The organism is Chryseobacterium phocaeense, from assembly GCF_900169075.1.
Classification (GTDB): domain Bacteria; phylum Bacteroidota; class Bacteroidia; order Flavobacteriales; family Weeksellaceae; genus Chryseobacterium; species Chryseobacterium phocaeense.
The window spans coordinates 2818232-2842189 of sequence record NZ_LT827015.1; the positions used below are offsets into that span (position 1 = coordinate 2818232).

General features: G+C 33.6%; 17 protein-coding genes. 4 read left to right on the forward strand and 13 right to left on the reverse strand.

Going from position 1 to position 23958, the window contains the following annotated elements:
• Positions 1-44: 44 nt before the first annotated feature.
• The 5 genes from B7E04_RS19530 to B7E04_RS19550 form a co-directional block, all read right to left on the reverse strand.
• Positions 45-5276, reverse strand: coding sequence for a hypothetical protein (locus tag B7E04_RS19530; protein ID WP_139785455.1), 5232 nt, complete (start codon positions 5274-5276; stop codon positions 45-47).
• A gap of 732 nt (positions 5277-6008) precedes the next feature.
• Complete coding sequence (locus tag B7E04_RS19540) at positions 6009-6758, reverse strand: HNH endonuclease (RefSeq protein WP_080780215.1); 750 nt, start codon at positions 6756-6758, stop codon at positions 6009-6011.
• Positions 6759-7411: 653 nt separating this feature from the next.
• Positions 7412-8116: a hypothetical protein gene (locus B7E04_RS19545; RefSeq protein ID WP_080780216.1), complete on the reverse strand. Its 705-nt coding sequence runs from the start codon at positions 8114-8116 to the stop codon at positions 7412-7414.
• A 239-nt stretch (positions 8117-8355) separates the two neighbouring features.
• The gene (locus tag B7E04_RS22270; RefSeq protein WP_165439477.1) at positions 8356-8508 is read right to left on the reverse strand and encodes a hypothetical protein; all 153 of its coding nucleotides are present in this window, start codon (positions 8506-8508) and stop codon (positions 8356-8358) included.
• 171 nt (positions 8509-8679) lie between these two features.
• The gene (locus tag B7E04_RS19550; RefSeq protein ID WP_080780217.1) at positions 8680-8961 is read right to left on the reverse strand and encodes a helix-turn-helix domain-containing protein; all 282 of its coding nucleotides are present in this window, start codon (positions 8959-8961) and stop codon (positions 8680-8682) included.
• A gap of 382 nt (positions 8962-9343) precedes the next feature.
• On the opposite strand from B7E04_RS19550, the gene B7E04_RS19555 reads away from it, so the two are divergent.
• The gene (locus tag B7E04_RS19555) at positions 9344-10159 is read left to right on the forward strand and encodes an RNA polymerase sigma factor (protein WP_080780218.1); all 816 of its coding nucleotides are present in this window, start codon (positions 9344-9346) and stop codon (positions 10157-10159) included.
• A gap of 1 nt (position 10160) precedes the next feature.
• Positions 10161-11255, forward strand: coding sequence for a hypothetical protein (locus B7E04_RS19560; RefSeq protein WP_080780219.1), 1095 nt, complete (start codon positions 10161-10163; stop codon positions 11253-11255).
• Positions 11256-11558: 303 nt separating this feature from the next.
• Here the strand turns inward: B7E04_RS19560 and B7E04_RS19570 are convergent, their stop codons facing one another.
• The 8 genes from B7E04_RS19570 to dnaK all read right to left on the reverse strand — a co-directional run bounded on the left by B7E04_RS19570 (position 11559) and on the right by dnaK (position 20653).
• The gene (locus B7E04_RS19570; protein ID WP_080780221.1) at positions 11559-12719 is read right to left on the reverse strand and encodes a plasmid recombination protein; all 1161 of its coding nucleotides are present in this window, start codon (positions 12717-12719) and stop codon (positions 11559-11561) included.
• 278 nt (positions 12720-12997) lie between these two features.
• Positions 12998-13981, reverse strand: a complete 984-nt coding sequence (locus B7E04_RS19575; protein WP_080780222.1) for a toprim domain-containing protein — start codon at positions 13979-13981, stop codon at positions 12998-13000.
• Between the two features lie 220 nt (positions 13982-14201).
• The gene (locus tag B7E04_RS19580) at positions 14202-15431 is read right to left on the reverse strand and encodes a primase-helicase family protein (protein WP_080780223.1); all 1230 of its coding nucleotides are present in this window, start codon (positions 15429-15431) and stop codon (positions 14202-14204) included.
• Entirely contained in the window at positions 15428-15805 is a 378-nt protein-coding gene (locus B7E04_RS19585; RefSeq protein ID WP_080780224.1) for a helix-turn-helix domain-containing protein, read from the reverse strand. The genes B7E04_RS19580 and B7E04_RS19585 overlap by 4 nt, the downstream gene beginning before the upstream one ends.
• A gap of 473 nt (positions 15806-16278) precedes the next feature.
• Entirely contained in the window at positions 16279-16710 is a 432-nt protein-coding gene (locus tag B7E04_RS19595) for a hypothetical protein (RefSeq protein ID WP_080780226.1), read from the reverse strand.
• Complete coding sequence (locus tag B7E04_RS19600) at positions 16707-17954, reverse strand: site-specific integrase (RefSeq protein WP_080780227.1); 1248 nt, start codon at positions 17952-17954, stop codon at positions 16707-16709. Before B7E04_RS19600 ends, B7E04_RS19595 begins: the two co-directional genes overlap by 4 nt.
• The gene (locus B7E04_RS19605; protein WP_080780228.1) at positions 17951-18520 is read right to left on the reverse strand and encodes a helix-turn-helix domain-containing protein; all 570 of its coding nucleotides are present in this window, start codon (positions 18518-18520) and stop codon (positions 17951-17953) included. Before B7E04_RS19605 ends, B7E04_RS19600 begins: the two co-directional genes overlap by 4 nt.
• A 237-nt stretch (positions 18521-18757) precedes the next feature.
• Positions 18758-20653, reverse strand: a complete 1896-nt coding sequence (gene dnaK / locus B7E04_RS19610; protein WP_080780229.1) for a molecular chaperone DnaK — start codon at positions 20651-20653, stop codon at positions 18758-18760.
• Positions 20654-20910: 257 nt separating this feature from the next.
• On the opposite strand from dnaK, the gene ppk1 reads away from it, so the two are divergent.
• Positions 20911-22983: a polyphosphate kinase 1 gene (gene ppk1 / locus B7E04_RS19615; protein WP_080780230.1), complete on the forward strand. Its 2073-nt coding sequence runs from the start codon at positions 20911-20913 to the stop codon at positions 22981-22983.
• Entirely contained in the window at positions 22980-23864 is an 885-nt protein-coding gene (locus B7E04_RS19620) for a Ppx/GppA phosphatase family protein (RefSeq protein WP_080780231.1), read from the forward strand. Before ppk1 ends, B7E04_RS19620 begins: the two co-directional genes overlap by 4 nt.
• Positions 23865-23958: the final 94 nt, after the last annotated feature.

Sequence of the window (23958 nt, forward strand, 5' to 3'; positions counted from 1 at the left end):
TATTTAAAGCTACTAGTTTTAGCTAATTTATGAAAAAGTAAATCTTACTCAATAATTCTGTTTTGTAATTCTAATCCTATCGGATTTTGCTTAGCAACTAAATACAAAACTATTTTTTTAAAATTGTTAAGAGCTTCAGGGTTATTAATAATCGTGGGCTTATTCTTTTCCCATAAGTGACTCGCCATTTGTGCAAGTTCGTTTTTATATTCAAAAGGAACTCTAATCAAACCTTCCGGTAGTTCTGTCTTTTCTTCCTCATTGCAAAAATTTATATATTTATTAATAATCTCAAGACCTTCATTTAAAACAGTTAATCCGGGCTTAGTTTTTAAAATTTGAGTTAATCTGAAAATAATATGAGGATTCAATGCTTTCTTTTGCATAATCTTTATATCCCGAGCCGCAATTTTTTTAAAGAAACTGAAATATTTATCATCATTCCAATATGACAAAACCAGAGCAGAAACTCCCATTAAAGTTTCCCATAAATTATCTTTTCGATAATGACGTTTGAGTTTCCAAGCGGGAGACTTAGTAGCAAAATCAAGCATTACTTCCCATTGCTTTAAAAAGCTACTATGCAAATCGCTATGTGCCAAGTGATGGACAAAGAAAGAGCTGCAAAAGTGTTCTACCAGATCTGCTGCAAGAAAACCGTACTGCATGATGCCATCGGAAAAATATTCTGCTTGCACCTCGTCCTTTTCATTGGTTTTCAAAATTATGATTGCAATACTCTCAATAACCCACAGATGAAATTGAGAAGGATAATTGTCAAATTGTTTTAGATCTTCGGGCACTTCTCCCAATTCATAAATAACTTGATCAAACAGCTGTTTCCAAATCTTTAACAAGTGATCTCTTTCTCTCCCCTTACATTCATTAATGTCAGGCAATTTTAGAAAAATATGCCATAACATTTGAGTATCGATTCCAGGATTATGTCCGTTTGAAACATCATAATCATTATCCCAATAGCGATTTTTAGACTTTAGTTCAATTATTCTTAAATTTGACCACTCAATTAAAGTAGTGTTCATTTTATTATTTTTAAAATCATTTATCAAATTATTTTTTTCGGCTTTTAAGTTGCTTTTTGACTTTGTCTGCGATAAAAAATTTTGCTTTGATATTTTTGCATCTTTGTATAGAACAGCGCTCCAAGATATTAAGAGATTTTGTACTTGTACGAACTTCGGATCAGACCATTTAAAATTCTTTTCAAACTCCTTAATAAATGCTGAAATAGCCTCATAAGGACTATTCAAAAGTAAAGTTGCGGTCATAAGGCGAATTTTTGCCTCTGAAGTTTCAGACAACCACAGCATTGATATAATGATTGCAGCAAAATCTGACCAGGAATACCCACCATAATTATGACTAATGTGATTATAGTCAAATTTATAATTATTAATTGTTTCTTGAGTATAATCGATAATCCACTGCATGACTTGAGGATAATTCTCCTCCCAAACTTTTTTATGCCTCAAAAGCAATGCACATCCACCTAAAACCATCTGATGTTTTCCGGATGAAAAGCTGTAAGGAGTTTCATCATCTATCAATGCATACTGTTGGACTTTATGCCATAGCTCCATACATTCTTCAGTGGAGTATTCATCAGATTTTTCCAGCTCCTGAAAGCATACAAAAGGAAATACACGATCAGCATTTGAATTATCCGACTCTTCTCTAATCTCTTTATATCTTTGAACTTCCTCTTCAGGTTCAATATAGTTGTAGTAGTCACCTTGAGGACTCTCAACTAAAATATAGTTATCTATATTAAAAAAAGAAATGAGCCTTTCAAGAAAAACTTCCCAATACCCCTTCGAATAGAACTCTTGTAATAACGCTTTCCACTGTAATTTTATATTCTCAAACTCTTTCCTAACAATATGGTTATTTAAAAATAAAAATACTGAGACATCTAGAAGAGAATATTTTCTATGAACCATATTATTCCATTCTTTTGCTTTTTCAAATGTATCGTGATCAAAAGATCCCATCATTTGCATACCTGATGAATTCAAGGCACCACCGTAACTATTTTCCCAACGGTAAAAATCATATACTTCAAGTAATGGTTGTAATACTGTTGAAAATAGTGGTGGATTATATTTTCCAGTCGTTATCAAAATACTCAGTAAGGCTATAGAGTTGCCTTCTTTTAAAATTAATTCGGCATATTTTTCAACATTAGTATCATTGTCACTACTGTCATACAAAAATTTCTCTAAAGCCATTAGAGCACTGACAATAGTATCGGGAGCGCTTGTGTTATTTCGAAACCAATAATATACGTTATGATCTCCAATAAATTCCTTAATCTCACCTTCGATATCTAATTTGATCTTCGGTATTTCTACCTCCTCTTTATTAAACTTATTAGACCATTGAACTGTAGCAAAATTAATAAGCTTAATAATAAACGAAAGACCTGCCTCAGGCCTGTATTTTAAAAATTCTAAAAAAGGACCGCGGTCGTAAAAAGGAGGAAACCACCGTCCGGAAGTATTAATATCGAGATTATAATTCGATTCGTATCCAAAACGCAAGTTTTTAGGTTCGTCAATAAAAAGAGCTAGCAAAATTTCGGAAGCTACGTGGGGATACTTGACTATCATCGGAAAAAAAGCAGAGTCATACTTGCAAACTTTTTCAAAAGCATCATCAACACTTTCATACGGTCCGTCAGGCCAGTGCTGCTTATCCCTTACAATTTCATACTCGAAAAAGGATTTTCGAGTATTTTTTTCCTCTTGCAAAGATGATTTACTTTTTATTTCTCTCTCAACCCTTATTCTCTTACAAAGTTTTAACGCCAGTTCTATTACTTCATCAGGATAATCGTCAACGGCTAGTAGAAATGCTTTGTAAATTTCCTGATCTACATGTCTTCCAACATAACCTCCATTATGCTTAAACTCAAACATCCAATTGGCAACTTCCAAAGCTATTTCAGAGCACTCTTTTCTGTATTGAACTTTATTTGCAGTGTACTCAAGCCAAAGTTTTACAATTTTTATAGTTTTCTCTTTAGCGAGAGTAATAAAATCATTTTTTTTAGAAATTATAAATTCAAGAACATCAAACCAGTACTGATGGTTCGGCGTTCTGTAGTAAGAAGATGCTTCTGCAATGCTAAATTTACCATTTTCTTGTACATAATTCATAATAGTCTTATTAGGAACAGTAGCTTTAAGAAGAAATCGATCCAGAAACCTATGAAGCAGAGCACCATCGTTCTCACTAAAGAAATCCCAGAGGGAATCTAAATATTTGTATGGGTTTGCAGAAAAAATAACAGATTCTAAAAGAAGATCCTGAATTATCTTTTCTTTAGGTTCAGCAGAATCCATTAAAGTAAAAAGATTGACCCATTTAGAAGAATTATTATTGCCTTCAAGTAAAAAGATTCCATATAGACGTATAGCTTTACACCATAACGGTGAGATAATATCTTTCGATAGAAGAAAAGGTTTTATCTGATCTTTATTGGCTCTGATTAGTTTATACCTTGCCCAATCTCCGAACAAGTCATGGATAAGATATAATCTATCTTGAGATTCATATAGAATTTTCGATTTTTTGAAGTCATCTACAGGTTCTACTTCGGCAACTCCGAAATCTGAAATAGGAACACCCGAGGTTAGTCTTTGCGCCTGCTTTTCAGAGAAATCCTGAATAAACCTAGAACCTTTCGTCCCGTTAGGCTCTATTTCATACTTCCATATCCAATCGATTATTGTTGACTCTCCAATAAATTCTAATCCGGTAAGGTTTGAATTTCCCGAAACATTATGGGCTAGTAAATCCAAATATTTTAAGTTGCTTAAAATAGGTATTAGATGCTGATGTCTAAATAAATCTGATATTTCCGGAAAAGATTTAATAAGCTTTGGAATATATTTTTGTACGTCAATATTTAATTTTAAATCTGCTCCGGTTATGACAAGATTTTTTCTTCGAATTTTATCCAGTACACTCTCATAGTCCTCCATTTGGCAAGTAAAAAATATTTTCCATTTACCTGACGTTTTAATTGACGATAAAATAGGGACTATTAAATCAAATTCTGTATCTTTAAAAAACCTGTCTACACCATCAATAATCAGATATCCTTTCGATTGTATATTATTTACAATATCAACAATATTATGCTTTAGTCCAAAAAAGTCTTCTATACTTTTGTTTTGGACAACTTCAGAATCAATCCAAATGAGTTTGTCATTTTCTTTTAACTTTTCAAGAATATATTTTTTTGCTAAAACTGATTTCCCATAGCCGGATTTTCCTAAAATGAAAATATTATTTATATCTGCAAACAATTCGTCTATTTCTTGAATCTCTTTTTCAGTAGCAAAAGAAATTTTATTTCCAATTTTATCTGGAATTAAATCCATTTTGGATTTACTTTGCCTGATAATTTTCCCCCAATCATCGTAATGATCAGGAAAGCCTTTGAGGTTAAAATAGTCTTTTAGTTTTAATATTACTTTATCATAATCAAGAAAGCCTGATAATGGCCCCTGCTCGCTTCTTAAAGCACATAGGGCTTTAAATAGACTCTCTGCTTCAATTTGAGAAGAGCTAACCAGACAACCCTTACAGATTTCAACAATATTACTTTCGTCTTTAGAATGATCATTTTCAAAGTCAAATTCAATAAACAAAATTCGGCTAAGTAGCATTATCGTATCAATTGTAGTAATATTTTGTTTAGTTCCAATTACCAAAGGACAATGAAATCCGTGATAAATTCTTTTGACACTCTGTGAAATCGACCTGTCATCAGAATTAATTCTTTCATGTAAATCATGAGGATCACATTCTTTTACAAGTCTCAATAAATTATTTAGATTGGATGAATTTTCTATAGATAGCCGCGCATTGATAATGCATAAGTAGTCGGTATCAGCACAAAAAACTCTCTCTTCAATATTCAGATATTGATTCCAGAGATCAGCTAATAACTCTTTGTTTGGACCTGCCCCACTTATTTGAGCATTACTTTTACACGAAACTGCAATTTTTCTTCCAATACCTTTATAATTAGTACTAATTAAGAAATCGTCCAATAACCATCCATCAGATCGCACTTGATAACTGATCTTATTAATATATCCGATCTCGCTATCAAAAATAGGCCTATTTGATAAAAAATGTGATATAAACCAAGCAGAAGCCTTATCTTCAAAAACAAATCCTCCTCCACTAGTTTGCTTTGATGAAGCCGTTTTACGAATATTATGTTTATTTCTTTTTGACATTCTCATTTAATAAAATAGTTAAAAGGTGAACCGTTAATTTACTAATTTATCTATTATTGTTTAGGTAACAATACCCACAGGATATGAAATTGGATCACCGAGAAAAAAGATGAGCTAAAATATAACGTTCATAAATATAAAGAATCCATCAGAGCTTACTGCGGATACTATATTTTATCAACAACTTCAAGAAATTCACTGCTTGAGAATGTATCAACTTTTTTCGCCTTTTTATCTTTCAGATTGATAAAATTTTCATAGAATTGTTTTACTTGGTTCATACTTGATGGGGAAATTTTAATTACTGCTTTACAGTCTCGACATTCGAAACTAACACCAGCAATTAGTTCCTGGACATTAAAGTTATAGGTCCAATACATACAGAACATTGTATAGTTTGATTTAAGTTCATAATATTTAGATTTAACTTTAATTATTTACTAGACTAAATTATAAATTTTGAAGTAAAATTATCTCCGTATAAAACACGCAATTGACTTCCATTTTCAAAATGTATAGATGTTAAAAAAAACAAGTATTGAAAATTGCTTACAAATTAAATAAAAGAATTTTTCCAAGTATTCCAATTAAAGAAATCAGGATCTGCCACGATTTCTCCTTTGAATTTATAGTCTGATATATTATAATATTCCAAAGTCAGCAATTGACGGTAGGTTAGTTAATAGGTGAGAATCTTTAATAGAATCATTTATAATCCAAACATTAGTAACTCTAAATCTCAACAGGAAAATATACCGGATAAAATTTTGAAGTAATAATCTTATTACCTAACTTTTTATTATTGCATTTTTTACAAAGCAATTGCAGATTAGATATATCATTAACTCCACCTAAATTTAAAGGAACAATATGATCTAATTCTTTATTAAAATCAGTTTTTAGGAGTCCGCTCAAATCATTCAAACAAATAGCACAACATCCTCGATCTCTTAAAAAAACTGCTTTTTGCACCCAAGTTGGGAAATAACTGCAACGTTTTACTTTTCCATCACTTTTTAAATAAGCTGGAAAATCTTCTGTTTTAAGATCTTTAATATAATCTGCAATTAACTTATTAAATGAAAGACAAAACATTCTATCGCCAAATAATAATTGAAATGTTTCATTAGCTATTTTGGGAATTAAATATTTTTTTATTTCATGCTCCAAATAGTGTATATATTCAGAACTTTTCTTTTTCTTCTTTTTAATTTTACATTTATAAGCTTTAAGCAGACTTTCCCACTCAGGAGCTAAGGTATCAGGATCACCCTTTTGTCCAATATATTCAATTTCAAAAAACAACTCGTTTTTTATATATGTATGTAGTATTGTATTTGTATTTGGCTTAACTGCTTTTTCCAAGTCTAAATCAATAAAATCAAGAATATAATCATCTTGATTATTTTCCAATATTTTTTTCTTTAGGTGACCTGCTAAATTATAAGCATAACCAAAATCCATCTGGATATATCTTTCCATAATTATAAAGTAATATTTCAAACTTAAATATACTATAAAGAATTTTCATCGTTATGTTTATAAAGATCAATAATTACTTCATTACCTCTCTCTTTCAGCTATTTTATTTTCTCTTAATGATAGCATTCATCCTATTTTTGCTAAATATTTTCTATACTTTATTTGCTTAAAATTAAGCGTCTAATACTTAAAAATATCAATTTTAATATCACTAGAGCGCAATTTAATTTCTCTTGTGGAGATATTTTTAAAGGAAATATTATAACCAGATATTTCAATTGTATCTCTTTCATTTAAGTCTTTAATCGTTTGAAGCAACCAAGTTTTAAACTCCAATGCTTTTTCATAAACCATGAAATTAACTGTCTCAAAATTATTTATTTGAAGAGGATTCGACCGTAATGAAATAAATTACGTTGTTGTTTCTAAATCTTCTTTATCAATCCCGCTACTGGAAGTTCTTGGAGGATTATTTCCTATGCTTGCTCCAGAGGGATTCCCAGTTTTACTTGGCCTGTCTTTGTTTGCGTTACTCATAATGCTTAATTTGTTAAATAATGCTTACTACTTTTAATGTCGTTGTTCGGCTCGTTTTGACCAAAAGGTGTATTCGAAAAGAATGACAAATGTTAATAAACGTTAATTTTATTAAATTAATTATATCCGAAGTCCGCCAATGGATGTTTTATCTGTTGTCCTACAGGAAGTAAAGAATTAAATTTTATTAAAACTTTGATTACTTGTTCAAATAGCAATAAGGAATCTTTATAATTAATGTTATTAGTTTGGTTTTCTATAAGTTCCAATTTCACTTTAGCAGTATTAATAACTGACGTCTTATCCTCTATTTCAATTGAATGATTTGGGTTTGTATGTATGCCTACATTATGTATAGTATTTCTTAAGTAGAAAAAATAAATAATGATATCTTTCTCGTAAGCATCAATGGTAGAAAACAAATTTGTAACGTTTGTATCAAGTAATTTCTCAAAAGTCGCTTTTATTGAAGTCTTGTTGATACTGTCAGGATTAGCCTCCAGATGCCGGGCAATTGTTCTGAAATTAATTTCTGTAGAAATAAAGAGCTTTGTAAATACGGCATCTTTTATAAAACCATCGAAATTATGACCTAAGGTTTCAAGATCGGCACTTGTATATTTATCATATATCTTAGCTTGGACATAATCTATGTTTTCAAGTTCTTTCGATAAGATTATAGAAATAAGAAAACTTTGTACTGATTGAGCAATACTATCAATTGTTATACTCCTTACATCTTCTAAATCAGAGTATGTATTATTATCACTAATAAAATTTAAGAGATTTCCGGCGAGATCAATTTTTTCGTTAGTTTTCATAGAATAGTTTTTTTATTTAAAGTTGTTATATAATATTTTACATTCTGAAAAAGAATCTAATTCGAGTAAGAACATCCAATAGATATTTTGTTATTTCTTCTTTTTCACTGCTTCCCATTAAAGAAAGACGTAATAAGGTAAATTATATTTTTTATGAATTTATTCTTCTTAAAATCTATATCACTTTATTTTGTTTTTTTCTGATTTAAATTAAATCATTAATTACTATCTTTCAGTCACTACTTTTTAAGAAATTGCTGTAGTACTTTAAAAATATTCTCTGCCCTATGTTTGGTAGAGAATTTATCACCAAAAGAAACCTTTTCATCGTTAGCTAGTGCTTTAAAAATTTCTTCTTTCACACTATCAGGCATTTTATCTCCAAAATTCATTCTTTGAAATATCTGATCTCATTCAAAAAATAAATTAACACGATAAGATTTGGCGGCCTTGGCATGAAATCCGTAAATGCACAAATTTAAAAATAACTTCAAAATGAGAATTCAGTATTTTCACTGAATTTTCAAAGATTTATCTTTAAAAAAAGAAAATCCTAACTATCGTCAGGATTTTTTACTTTTAATTGCTTTAATATCGTATTTATTATCTCGGATCGGTTCATCAGGAAGAAAATCCTTAATGGAGCATCCTAAAGCTATTGCAATTAAATTTAAATGTATTAGATTATACTTAGCTTTTTTAGAAGGAGCTTCTATCTGTGAAATAAATCCAATATTCTTCCCAATAGAAAGAGAGAGTTCCTCTTGGGTAATGCTCTTTGATTCTCGTATTTCTTTAACACGTTTTATAACATATCTTTCTATTTCGTCTAATGATTCATTCATAAATCAAAGTGAATAAAAAACATCAAAAAATATTATGTACTATAGTACATATTTTAGAAAATGTCTTTATATTTGTAAAATAAGTTATTGAAATGTAACTTTGCGATACTTCAAAGAAATATAGAAGCTATTGCTTAGAATCTCGAACTGAAAACTGGTACTTTTTAATATGCGAGAGGATAAGTAAGGTAGCTCACGACCTAGGCGTGAGCTCACTTATCTGCATATAAGGTATACCAGTGCCCCAGTTCGGATATGTTGAGTTTCACGCCATTTATTTGCGGACATGATGCAGTGAGATAGTGTATAAATGGTACAGATAATTCGTCCTGAAATCTAAGCAGTTCCTTTTAGCAATAATTAAGCTGAAAATATACCGCTTATGAAGAAAAAACACTTTCTGCCCCGAATGTTGACTGATCATCAGTTATATGAACTGCTGAAAAAAGGCAATCCCACCGCTCTCGAACACATCCATCTGCGCCACAAGAGACTTCTTTTCTGGGTTGGATTTCAGGTGCTTAAGGATGATTTTGTAGTGGACACTATTGTTCAAGATACGTTCCTTAAATTGTGGCTACACCGCGACAGCATTGAAACACCTGATCATATTACAGGCTTTTTACGCTTTGTGATGAAAAGGGATTGTATAGCGTATCTCAGTGCTCCCAGAAATAAATTCACGCGCTTAATGGCTTCTCTTGACAGTTTTGAGAATTATCAGGATTATCTTGCAGGTTATGATCCTCTGAAGAATAAAGAATATTTATATAGCCAGGAATCCGACCAAAAAAAATTCGATGAAATCATAAAGGTCTTACCCGTTTTGAATCCTAAAAGAAAACACCTGATAGAACTTTGTCTAGAATATGGTTTTCAGTTCAAACCTATCGCAGAAGCTATGGGAAGCAGTGTGACAAGCATAAGCACGGAGGTGAGCAGAGCCATAAATGATCTTCGTAAAATTCTTAAAGTTGCTTCATTTGAGCCACCACAAGAAAAAACTTTCAATGAAGAAGAGCAGTCAGAAAAACTCAGCAGTCAGCAACTCGAGATTATCAAAAAACGGTTTGAACAGAAATCCTCTTTTGCAGTGATTGCAAAAGAACTCAAACTGCCGGAAAAAGAAGTCCAACGGGAATTTCTGAACGCCTATCAGCACCTGCAAAATCAAAACCGTTCTAAAATACCGCTTTAATATGGAAAAGTCTACTATAACCCTGACCCGAAAAATTCAGCTGGTCATTGATGTTCCATCTGATAATAAAAGCGAGATGTGGGAAAAGCTTTACCGTTATCAGAACCGCTGCTTCCGTGCAGCTAATCTGATTGTTTCCCATCTTTATGTGCAGGAAATGATCAAGGATTTTTTTTACCTCACCGAAGAAATCCAATATAAGTTAGCTGATGAAAAGAAGGATGAGATGGGCATCTTTAACCGCTCAAAGACAGGAACTACTGCAAGAATGGTCTTTGATCGTTTTAAAGGAGAAATTCCCACAGACATTCTGGGATGCCTGAACAATACGATCCAATCCACCTTTTCTAAAAACAAAGCCGACTATTGGCAGGGATCAAAATCGCTGAGGAACTTTAAAAAGGATATTCCCATTCCACTTCCTGTTAAATGCATCAGTAAACTAAAGTACGATACTCAAAAGAAAGCGTTTAGCTTTAATTTGTTTGCGATTCCTGTCAAAACTTACTTAGGGAGAGATTTCTCGGATAAACATTTAGTCCTAGAACGGCTTTTAAGAGAAGAAATCAAGCTGTGCAACTCACAAGTTCAGCTGAAAGACGGTAAGATCTTTTGGCTTGCGGTCTTTGAATTTGAAAAGGAAAATCACGGATTAAAACCCGAAATCATTGCAGAAGCGACTCTATCATTAGAACATCCACTCGTGGTAAAAGCCAATAATGTACGAATGAATATAGGCTCGAAAGAAGAATTCCTCTACCGCAGGCTGGCGATCCAAGCCAGTAATAAAAGGATTCGAGCCGGAGTCGCTTACTCCCATTCAGGACATGGAACCAAACGGAAACAGAAGGCACTGCACAAAACAGAGAATCTGGAAAACCGTTTTGTCAGTCATCGACTTCATCTTTACAGCAGGATGCTGATTGATTTCTGCATCCGGCAACAGGCAGGCACCTTGATTCTTAAAGATCAGGAAGACAAAATAGGGATTGCAAAAGAACAGGAGTTTGTGCTTCGCAACTGGAGCTATTATGAATTGCAGACCAAAATAAAATACAAAGCAGAAAAAGCCGGTATCGAATTGATCATCGGATAGCTAAAAAAATGAGGGTGCTTGTAAACCCATAGGGAGGTTTTGAACACTCACTAAATACTGGAAACTAAATACTTTTTCTGGTGTATACAACGGCGTGGGTTTCTTTTTTTTCAAAATGAAGAAAGCATTATCAAAAAGCAAAGTATTGCAATAGGAGAATCCTACAACACAAGAGGTGTCATCAATCAATCCAGCGAGATTGTTTACTTGATTGGTTGCTTCCCTGCATTCTTGCTTTCCTGGCTTCTTGCTTCCTTGATTGCTATCAATCAAAAGAAATTACTCTGCAATAAGTTGCGGTTATCAGAGTCTTTTTATCTTTCTTTTATTTTGAATTGGAATATCCTCGATCTCATAATTTGTACTATTATTACCGAATTGCAACAAAGAGAAAAGCTGATTTGTAATCTCAGTATCTTTAAAAATCTCATTGAAGGCAGCAAATGGAACCGTATTTTCTTGCGAAATTTTCTGTGCTATTTTTTCCATTTCCGATATCAAATTTTGATTATTTGTTCTATCTAAGTTTGGACTTCTATATCTTGAAAATTTGATTTCTCTTTCAAGAATATTAGTAATAGAATCTAAAAATTTTTTCTTTTCAGAAGCAAAAACGGTCGGGTTGGACAATAGAACGGCGTTTGTGTTTTTGAATAGATATACTTGTTTTTTTAAATCATCAACCCTTGTATTGAGCTCAGTAATTTGTTTTGACTTAGACTCTAACTCAGTTTTATTTTTAAGAATTGTGCTTTTATAAGTTCGAAGTGCTTTTTGATAATTCGCAATTGTTTTGTCAGTCTTAATTTTTTTAAAACCTAAAAAATCATTTTCCTTTACTATCAGCTCTTCCGATTTTTTGGAACTCATCTCAGATTTCATCGTATTGAATCTTTCTTCCAAAACTTTAAGATCTTCTTCTTTTTGCTGAATTTTAAATTGAATAGCCTCTAATCTTCCTTTCGATCCAGAAATTCCTCTTTCCATATTCAGGCATTCAGCGGTCAGATCCTGCATTTTTGAATAGTGGTAAGATTGATGTTTAAGTGTTTTACCAGTTTCCAAATCTTGCCAGTCAGCCACCAAATGAGCGTGGTAATTGGGTTTCCAATCTTTCGTGTCTTTATCTGTATGACCTTCATCTTTATGAATAGCAATTTGAAAAACACGAATATTCAATTCTTCTTCTAGTCTCTTCGCCAAGTTTTGAAGTTCCAGCATGGTTGTATTTTCTTTGATAACAACTACAGCTTCCCGAACTGGCATTGCATTCTTCTGCAATTTCCTTCCGGACTTTTCTTTACAGTATGCCTCGATTTGTTGGATTCGGTTTGCTATTTTCTGCTCCATCCAATATTCATTCTTTGATGTCAGATCTTTACGTATATAGTCAAAAGTCTTCTTTCTGAAATTATGAGTTTCAGAATCCGATTTGACAGCTTTAAAATTAATTGAAGTCTTCATTATTTTTCATCTTTAAAAGTTTATCAAAGATTTCTTTGATTAAAATTGCTGTAAAATATTATGCAGAATTCCAATTTACCTGTGCATATTTTGCGCACCTTTGATAAAGACCTGTGTGCTTTTAACACAGGTTTTTACCAGTCAATCTTAGTCTATTTTACTCAGGTTAGAAGCCTCGCAGAGCGTATTTGAAACTTTGTTGGGAGGAACGACCTTCAAAGTTGCGAATGCGCTCCTAACTTCTGCGGGTAGTTGGTGAAAACATACAGCACGATTTATCAACGTTTCATTTTAAAACCATTTGAGTTTCTAATTTCTGGTTCCGGCTTTCTCTCTTCTGTTTTATCAGCTTCAGGAAATTTTATAGAATTCTTACCTAAGTTAATCGAGACATCATTGTTTATCCGATGCATCAAAAATTCGTTCAGATCTTTATGGTTTGAATAGGCACTCGAATGATCTTTTGCTTCTGGAAAAGATTTTATGATTAAAGACTTACATTTCATCCCTGCATTATCATTATCTAAAAAAAGATTGATATCAGAATAATTTTTCAAATGTTCTATGGATTTGTTTAAAAGAGCAATGGAATTCATTACGAGAATTTCTCCTGAGAAAGATTTCTGCATTTCTATAAAAGATAAGGCATCCATAAAGCCTTCAAAAACTGCTACACCTTTTACATTTTTATCTTGAAAATTTAATATATTCTGTACATTACTATTGAGATTAAATATTGAAATATCCTTTTTCAACAATGAACCTTTATAAAAAGAATTGCGAAGCTCAAAGCCTCCGGATAAATTCTCGAAGCCAATTGCGTAGAGTTTCTTTTCTCCGATTGTAAATCGTACTTCTTTTATATAATCATAGATTTTAGGACTTAATCCACGTCCCTGCAAATATTGTTTTAGGTTTGGATTTTGGAGACCCAGTATTTCATCAATTCTGTAATTTGGTTCTGACTTTTTCACCTGTGCTTGCTGATGAAAAGAAGAAAAATTTTGTTTTTTCGCCCAGTCCAAAACTTCATTTACCGAGGTCTTTAAATATTTCTTCATAAAATCGGTGTTATTACCTCCTATTCCTTCTGAATGAAGATACCAAGCATTAAGTCTTTTATTTAATTTAAATGAGGCTTGGGATTCGCTGGCAAAGGGGTTGAGATACCAAGCTTCTTTTTCATTTTGTTTCGTGGGAAGGTGTCCGAGAGAAAGGAGGACTTCTTCCAACGATATGCTGTTAAATTGTTTGCAGTTCATAGAATTAAATTTTCGTATTGTGAATGAGATATTTTTTGTTGAATTGTTGAGTAAACATTGTAACCTATTGATTAAATACAATTTGGATATTCAACAAAGTCTCAACGATTCAACAAACTAGAGTTTCAGCACTCAACAGACATTCAACAAAAAGTTGGATTTTAAAGTTTGTTGAGGATTTTGTTGACTGTTAAGTATTTGATTTTATTTTCATTATCAGTTAATTCAACAGTTCAACATATTTACTAAGGATAAAATCCTTTTTTATTGTGAAAAACCGTCCAACTGAATTATTCTGGTAAAAGATTCCAGCAAAATCAATATCGTATCTGATATAAGTCAAACCATTAGTTTGTGGAACTAATTTCCAAGTTTCTTTGAGTAGATTTCGAATATCATTTCTTGTCCAATACGTTGGTCTGAACATTCGATTCATCATATTCAGCAAATCTTGTGGAACAACATTGATCTGTTCATCATTATTGCTTTCAAAAAACTCAAATAGCAACTCAATAATCCTAGATTCCAGTTTATTATTATTCTTGAAAACTAATTTTTGAAGTGCTTTAGTTCTTATTTCATCGGCAGAAAACCACATTCTGGTTTTCTTCTCAGTTGAAAATGGTCGATCAATTAAAAACCTAAGAAAATAAGGAATCTCCGAAATGAGTTTGCTTAGAAACTCGGTATTTTCAGTTTTAATGGGATTGATTTTCAGTATCCAGAATCGGATTTCATTTTCATCAATTTGAATGAAATTTTCCTCATTATTAGAACACAAAATAAACTTGGCGAAAAAATCGATTTCTTCTCTATCTTTTCCTTTTGCCTCTAATTTATCTTTATTGGTTGTCGACAAATACTTTAATCGTTCGGTAATTTCTTTTTTATCAAAGAAAACTTCATCTATCGCCACTACTAACATTGCTGCCCAATCGGAATTGAATTGACTTCCAAAAGAATCACCTTTAATGTAGGTCATGTTCAACCCGAAAATCTCTTTCAACCATTTGATGAATGTAGATTTTCCGGTTGATCTTTCTTTAGAAACCAAACATAAAATTGGTAGAATTTGCGTTGGAAATTGTAAAAGAATTTTCAAGTAATCCAAACCCATTTCCAGCTGCTCGCCGAAAATATGTTCGACAAATTTTAACGAAAAAGGAATTGAGTTTTTTAAATTTTCCTTTTCACAAGAAGGAGCAAAAGGAATTTCATTATAAATATTATAAAAACCTTTAACGATTTGTTGATAATCTAAATGTTCAGGAATACAGCAAAACCCATCATATTTCGGAATATCACCAACAAAACTTTTTCCGTGGTCATTGATAATTGTTTCCCGATTCCAACGAACTAAAACCGAAGTTGTATCACCAGAGATTAAGGGCTTTTCTATGTTTTTATAGTAAGTGGTTCCAACTCTCAAATAAGGGGATTTCTTGCTCATCTTGACAAATTTTGATTAGAACCTATATTTGACTGTCGTGAATTTTTCCTAAAGTTGGCTTCCGCTTCTGATTGAATTTCCTGTAGAGTTTTCTTTTTACCTTTCGAAATCCAGTCTAAAAGTTCATCTTCAAAAAAGTAGAGTTTCTTCCCATTTTTATAACAGGGAATTTTTCGGGTTCTGACCAATGTGTAAACAGTCGGTTTTGCTTTGCCAATTAATTGACAAGCTGCTTCAATGTCAATCGGAACTCTCTTTTGAGAAATCACAGGAACTTCTTTTCTTTCTACAAGAAACTTAATCTCTGCGATTTCGCTAACTAAATGTGCGACTGCTCGTGGCAGGTTTTCAAATGAAATTTCGTTACTATCCATAACTAATTGTTTTTAATTGTTATGGTGCAAAGAAAAAAAGTGATTCCTCCGTGATAGCTGTAAACACGCAATCACAGAGGAATCACTTTACAAACACTATGTTTTGTAATTTTTTATAAGTTTTATTAGTATGTCAAATTTTCTTGAATTTTGATTGTGCCTTTTTTAGGCTCGTCCTTTAAATGTGATTTGATGGTATCAACATCAATATCATCAAGCGAAACGAACACAGTTTTTAATAATTTCGAAACCTGTTCTTGTTTTATAGGCTTAAAATGATTCCAAATATTCCAGCCAAAATGATAGAGATCAAGATTTGAAAGTTCTTTGGTCACGACTGAAGTGTGAGGTGGGATTTCTTCTTGTTTTGAATAAAGACTTATTGATTTGCAAATTTCATCAAGACTTTCGTCAGTTACATATAAAGCAAATTGATTACGGGTATAATTAATAGCTATTTGTAATTTCTGATTTTAAATCTGTTGCTTTTCTTGAAGTTGAACTTTTCTTATACACTCCAAATTTACCAATACAGAAGTTTGCCCTACAGTAATTTCCTGTGGATCTTCGTCGAAAAGAATTGATGAATTATCATTGATTACTGTTTCTTGCTCCTCAATTTTTTCATCTAAATTATTAGCTGGAACTGATTGTATCTCAGTGTTTATTGAATTCTTACGTTTCTGTATAAATTTTTTAATACCTACTAGAATTACATCCAGAAATAAAATTATAATACCATAAATCAAAACACTGAAAGCGGTAATTGACCAAAAAACAATATTCGCAGTATATTCATCTCCTCCTTTATGAAGAAAAGAAAGTCTTGCCAATGTTCCTGCAACTACACATACGAGCAGAACCGAAAGATAAATAACTATATATTCGAAATATTTCAAATTCATTTTTGTAAATTCTTTAGATGAATGGCTTGTGAAGCTTTATTTTTCTTTTCATCTACCACTTTTGCGTAAACTTGAGTAGTTTTTACGTTTGTATGACCAAGCATTTTACTCACGGTGTAAATATCTGTTCCACTCGAAAGCTGCAGAGTAGCAAAAGTATGTCTAAAATTATGAAAAGTTATTTTTTTGGTAATTCCTGCACTTTCAATCCACTTTTTAAGTGGACGAGAAATCCAAGCTGGATTAGTCAGATTTTTAAAAATCAAATCAGTCTGAAGACCTACTTCACCACAAAGCTGTAATGCTTGTTTAGAAATCGGCATGTATTCTACACCTTTTGTTTTTTTCTGCGTGAAATTGATTTTTGCTTGCTCATTTTCGATAGTTAATTCGTTCCATGTTAGTTTTTGGATATCAGAATGGCGTAGACCGGTTAAAGCTGAAAATAGCGCTGCACGTTTAAGAACATCAAGTTCGCAAGGCGTTTCAACCAATGTATTAAGTTCTTCCAGAGTTAAATATTCTCGTCTTGATTCCTCATGTGGAATCGATTTTACTTTAGCAGAAATATCAGATGTAAAGTAACCATCAATAAAAGCTTCTTTTAACGCAGCTTTAAAAACAGAAAAATATGTTGAAGCAGTATTCTGAGAAATAGTATTCTCCTTATTATTTCCATTTTTTGCAGTCAAAAGATATGATTTAAATTTTTCACAGAATTTTGTATTTATCTGTGAAAAGGTAATTTTTTCACCTCCAAAATCTTTTAGAAATTTAATGGAGCGATACCAATTTATTTGTATAGATTCAGAACTGTTTTTATGCCTCTTAGTGACTAACAAATCAAAATATTTAACAAAATCCTGCTGAGATTTTTCTTTTTCTTCAGCCTTTATTGCATCAAGCTCACTGTAGAGTTCCATATTATCATATTCTCTTTGACGTAATTTACGAAGAGAATCTGCGTAGATCATTGTTTCTCGGTCATTTTCACTTTTACATACGATAATTCCGTTATCATCTCTTTTAGGTTTAAATGAAACTGAATCTTGCGTAGTTCTTGCAGTCCTTTTTTTGTCGAAATCTACAGTTGTGACACTTCGGTTTAAATATTCCCGAACTCGTTGTGCTTTCTCCTTACCAGCCACAATAACAGGATAACTTTCCAAGTAAATGAACCATTCTTTTCGGAATTCGGCTTTTCGCAATCTTACTGTAACTTTAGTTTTCAATAATTCTCTCATTTTCCGTCAAAAATTTTATCGATTAAATTTTTAGGCACATATACGAAACTTCCAACTTTCTTTGTCGGAATTTTATTTCTTTTAATTAGGTTTGTTACGGTTCCTGGATCAGCGTGGAATTTTGAACTAATTTCGGAAATTGTGTAGCAATTACCAACTTCAAAATTGGGTTTCTCAATTACTATTTCTTTTTTCTCTGGTATTTCAACGGCTGAAAACAAAGCTTCCAAATCTGATCGCTTCACGCGAGTCAGTCTTGTTCCAAGGTTAGTCCCAGTAATTATTCCTCTTTTTATATATCTGTGAATGGTATCTTTTGATATTCCAAACATAACGGTAGCTTCAGCAACCGAAATAAATTCCCTCGTTTGTACTTCAGCAATCTTGTTTTTATATTTTTGTAAAAGAATTTCTTTTTCTACTTTTTCTTTTTCAAGTTTCTTCTTTGCTTTTAATGCTTTATTATTACAAGAAGTAGAACAAAAACGACTTGTAACTGTCTTTGCTTCAAAAGGTTTTGAGCAATGCTCACAAACTCTCGGTATTTTTAGTTTACTAAATCCCATTCTGAAATAACATCCTGCACATTTTCTGTTTTTTGGCTTCTAAAATAAAATAAGGCGCATAAGACGCACATACTATCCAAATAACGAGCGGTACAAATAAGAGACAAAAATATAATAAAAAATAATTAAAATCAACTATTACCAAAAATCACAAAAACAAAAAAATCGCTGTAAATATTACATTTACAGCGATTTGCTAATTTATTTCAATCGATGTTAATCGATGATAATTGCTACTTATTTGACTTCTTCGAAGTCTGCATCCTGTACATCATCAGCTCCTCCTGCATTACCTCCAGGATTTTGAGCACCTGCTCCAGCCTCTGCCTGCTGTCCTGCTGCATACAATTCTTCTGAAGCGGCCATCCATGCTGCATCCAAAGCTTCTGTTTTAGCTTTTACATCGTCTGAATTTTTAGCTTCGAAAGCTGTTTTCAATTCTCCGTGAGCTGCTTCAATAGCTGCTTTTTTATCAGCAGAAAGCTTTTCTCCGAATTCTTTCAGTTGCTTTTCAGTCTGGAAGATCAATCCATCAGCTTTGTTGAAAATCTCAACTTCTTCTTTTCTCTTCGCATCTGCTGCAGAATTTTCCTGAGCTTCTTTTTTCATTCTTTCGATTTCTTCGTCAGAAAGACCTGAAGAAGCCTGGATTTTGATCGTCTGCTCTTTTCCGGTTCCTTTATCTTTAGCAGAAACGCTAAGGATACCGTTCGCATCAATATCGAAAGTTACTTCAATTTGAGGAACTCCTCTTGGTGCCGGTGGAATATCTGCAAGATCAAATCTTCCGATCTCTTTATTATCGTTGAACATTGGTCTTTCTCCCTGTCCTACTCTGATGCTTACCGCTGGCTGGTTATCAGAAGCCGTAGAGAATACTTCAGATTTTTTAGTTGGGATCGTAGTGTTCGCTTCAATTAATTTAGTGAATACAGAACCCATCGTTTCGATACCTAAAGAAAGTGGTGTAACGTCAAGAAGCAATACATCTTTTACATCTCCTGTCAATACTCCTCCCTGGATTGCAGCTCCGATCGCTACCACCTCATCCGGGTTAACTCCTTTTGAAGGTTTTTTACCGAAGAATTTTTCCACTTCTTCCTGAATGATCGGGATTCTTGTAGAACCTCCTACCAAAATTACCTCATCGATTTCAGAAGTTGATAAACCTGCATCTTTTAATGCTTTTGCTACCGGCTCCATAGATCTTCTTACAAGATCAGCAGCCAACTGCTCAAACTTAGCTTTGGTTAAGCTTTTTACCAAGTGCTTAGGACCTGTAGCTGTAGCCGTGATATAAGGTAAGTTAATTTCAGTCTGAGGAGAAGAAGATAATTCAATTTTTGCTTTCTCAGCAGCTTCTTTTAATCTTTGTAATGCAATAGCATCAGATTTTAAATCTACACCCTCTTCAGCTTTGAACTCATCAGCCATCCAGTTGATGATCACATCATCAAAGTCATCACCTCCTAAGTGCGTATCTCCGTTGGTAGACAATACTTCAAATACACCGTCACCTAAATCAAGGATAGAGATATCGAAAGTACCACCTCCAAGGTCATATACAGCAATCTTTTGATCTTTGTGGTTCTTATCAAGACCGTATGCTAATGCTGCAGCTGTAGGCTCGTTGATGATTCTTTCCACTTTAAGACCTGCAATTTCTCCAGCTTCTTTGGTAGCCTGTCTCTGGGCATCATTAAAGTAAGCCGGAACCGTGATTACCGCTCTTGTTACTTCCTGTCCAAGGTAATCTTCAGCCGTTTTCTTCATTTTCTGAAGGGTCATTGCAGAAATTTCCTGTGGCGTATATTCTCTGTCGTCGATTTTTACTTTTACGGTATCGTTTGGTCCTGCTACTACTTCGTAAGGTACTCTTGAAATTTCTTTAGCATCTTCTTTAAAGTGAGTCCCTATGAATCTTTTGATAGAGTATACCGTTTTCTTTGGATTCGTTACAGCCTGTCTTTTTGCAGGATCCCCTACTTTTCTCTCACCATCTTCTGTAAATGCTACGATAGAAGGCGTTGTTCTTTTACCTTCTGCATTAGGGATAACAACAGGGTCTTTACCCTCCATTACAGCAACACAAGAGTTGGTTGTTCCTAAGTCAATTCCAATTATTTTACTCATAATATTTATATTTTTTCTAATTTTTATATGTTTAATTTACACTCTCAATTTCTCAATATCTGTACCATATCCTTTTTTGTGACAAAATGACAGAATACAAAATAATCTAAAGCTGGAATACTTCACAGATTATGTTAAATTGTACTATTCAAGACAGTTTGAACATCGAAAATCGTTAAATTTAATCAAAGTTTAACTTTGAAAATAGAGCTTGGAACATCGCGAATCCTTATTTTTGATAAAATATACACTTTAGAATGTCAGTACACTTTAATCCGCGAGATATTACATGGCTTGCTTTTAATGAAAGAGTTTTACAGGAAGCCATGGACGAAAATGTCCCTTTACATTTAAGAATACGTTTCCTGGGAATCTTTTCCAATAATTTAGATGAATTTTTCAGGGTGCGTGTAGCCGGATTAAAGCGTGCCATGGATTTTAAAGAAAAAGTGATCGCTGAATCTTTTTACCAGCCGCCTTCAAAGATCCTTCAGCGGATTAATGAAATCGTGATCAAACAGCAGCAGAATTTCGATAAGACCTGGAAGCATATCCAGTCTGAAATGGCCGGGCACAAGGTTTCTATCAAAAATTCTAAAAACCTGACCGCCAAACAGAAGGAATTCGTAAGACAATATTTTGATGATGTAGTGGAATCCAATGTAATTCCTATCCTGCTCCATGAAAATACTCCCATGCCTTATTTAAGGGATAAAAGCCTTTATCTGGGTGTCGCCATGAGAAAGAAAGACTGGCAGTATTCCAGCAATTATGCCATTATTGAAATCCCGTCGCGTTTTGTAGGAAGATTTGTCCTGCTGCCAACGGAAGATCCGGAAGAAAAAAACGTCATGCTGCTTGAGGATGTCATCACCTTTAACCTTCCGCATATTTTCTCTTATTTCGGCTATGACGAATTCGCAGCCAATGCTTTTAAAGTAACCAAAGATGCGGAGCTTGAGCTGGACAATGATATCCGGACCAATTTTGCAGAAAAAATAGAAAAGGGGCTTAAAAACAGAAGAAAAGGAAAGCCTACCCGGTTTGTTTTCGATAAGGATATGGACAAAGCCTTACTGGAGCTTCTGATCCGGAAATTAAATTTAACGAAAAAAGACAGTATTATTCCCGGCGGGAAAATTCACAATTTCAAACACTTCATGGATTTCCCTGATGTTTTTGAAAAATATGAAAGGCCAGTGGAAAGAACTTCTTTTACTCATCAGGCTTTCGAGCATGGTGAAAGAGTGACGGATGTTATTTTAAAAGATGATGTTCTTCTCACCTTCCCTTATCATAAATACAATCCTGTTATTGATCTTCTGCGTGAAGCAGCTATGGATCCCGATGTGAAATCCATACAGATCACGGCCTATCGCCTCGCCAGCAGTTCAAAAATCAGCAATGCTTTGATTTATGCGGCCAGAAACGGTAAGGAAGTTACGGTAATGCTGGAACTTCAGGCAAGGTTTGATGAGGAATCCAATCTGCAGTGGAAAGAAATGTTCGAGCCTGAAGGAATCAATGTTCTGGTAGGTCTTCCGAATAAAAAAGTACACGCCAAACTTTGCATCATTAAGAAAAGGTCGCACAATAAAACCATTCAGTACGGATTCGTAAGTACCGGGAATTTCAACGAAAAAACAGCGAGAATTTACGGTGACCATTTGCTGATGACTTCGGACCGCGGGATTATGGCAGATATCAATAAAGTATTCAATGTTCTCAAAAAGCCGAAAGAGGATTATCTTACAGTTCTGAAAACCTGCAAAAATTTAATGGTCTGTCCACAGTTTATGCGTGAAAAGATCGTACACCATATCGATAAGGAAATAGAAGAAGCCAAAGCAGGAAGAAAGGCTGAAATCATCGTGAAAGTGAACTCAATGAGCGACAGGTCACTTATTGAAAAGCTGTACGAAGCCGCTCATGCAGGGGTTGTAACAAAAGCAATTGTAAGAGGAATCTACTGTGCCGTAAATCAGAAGGAATTTAAGGAAAAAATAAAAGCAATAAGTATTGTAGACGAATACCTTGAACATGCCCGTGTCATGTACTTTTACAATAAAGGCGCGGAAGACATGTACATCTCGTCTGCAGACTGGATGACGCGGAATCTTGACTACAGAATTGAGGCGGCAGCGAAGATCACAGACAAGCAACTCAAAAAAGAATTGAAAGATATTCTGGACATTCAGTTGAGAGATAACGTAAAAGCTCGTATTTTAGACAAAAAATTGAGCAACGAGTATGTCAGGAATGATAAAAAGGAATGCCGTTCTCAATTAGAAACCTATACATATTTAAAAGCTAAAACAAGCAAGAAATGAAGATCGCAGCGATAGACATAGGAAGCAACGCCGCCAGACTTCTGATCAATGAAGTAAAGATCAGCAACAAAAAACCTGAATTTATAAAACTTAATCTTTTAAGAATCCCACTGAGGCTCGGTATGGACGTGTTCACGATGGGTATGATTGGGGAGGAAAGAGAAAAAATGGTCATCGATTCGATGAAGATCTTCAGTGACCTTATGAAAATCTATAAAGTGGATCATTACAGGGCATGTGCCACCAGCGCGATGCGTGATGCCTCGAATGGGGATGACATCATCCGCTCGGTTCGGGAAACTTCAGGAATCAATATAGAAATCATCTCCGGGGATGAAGAAGCAACACTGGTCTATGAAAATCACGTTGCAGAAGGCCTGGACAAAGAATTTGCCTACCTGTACATTGATGTGGGAGGAGGTTCTACAGAACTTACTTTTTACGAAAACGGAAAAATGGTTTATGAAAAGTCTTTCAATATTGGAACCATCAGACTTCTGAATAATCTCGTGTCAGCCCAAAACTGGCAGGAAATGAAAGATGAAATAAAAAAGAATATTGTCAGCAAAAAACCTATTGTTGCTATTGGTTCCGGAGGAAATATCAACAAAGTTTTTTCCATGAGCAAAACCAAGGACGGAAAACCGATGACACTTTCCCATCTAAAAAAGGTCTACAAAGAATTCAATGAACTTTCTGTAGAGGAAAGAATGACCAAATATACACTCAGAGAAGACAGGGCCGACGTTCTTGTGCACGCCCTGCGGATCTTTAATAATGTAATGTCATGGTCTGATATCAGCAGGATTTTTGTTCCGAAAATCTCGGTAGCAGACGGACTGATCCATAATATCTACAGCCAGCTGCACGAAAGGAAATAATTCTCCGACACAATATTTTATAAAACCCGGCCCTATGAGCCGGGTTTTATTTTACAAAACGTCATTGCGAGCAAAGCGAAGCAATATCAATTAA